Genomic DNA, 297 nt, shown 5'->3' on the forward strand with positions numbered 1-297 from the left:
GCCAGTACCGGGCTGCCAGCGCGTAGGCCAGCACCGTGGCGACAGCCCACAGCAGCAGCGGCAGCGGTAATCCGTCGGCGTACGCGGCGACGCCGGCGAATGCGAGCGTCCCGGATGCGGTGAATGCGGTTCCGGCGAGCGTGCTGTCTCCGTTGCGGCCGGACGCGGCGGACCCGCCCGCTACGGCGGCCGCGGTGGCGAGGATGCCCATGAGCCACGCGTCACCGGTGCTGTGCTGCGCGCCGTTGGCGTTCCAGATGCGGGCCAGGATCAGCACGGTTGACGTGGCGATGGCCG

The 297-nt window shown here is 72.7% G+C and carries 1 pseudogene; it reads right to left on the reverse strand.

The window, feature by feature from the left end:
- Window positions 1-297: pseudogene (locus C6N31_RS42820) on the reverse strand (hypothetical protein); the annotation flags it as partial.

The organism is Streptomyces fildesensis (assembly GCF_016107395.1).
In the GTDB taxonomy this organism is placed as follows: domain Bacteria; phylum Actinomycetota; class Actinomycetes; order Streptomycetales; family Streptomycetaceae; genus Actinacidiphila; species Actinacidiphila fildesensis.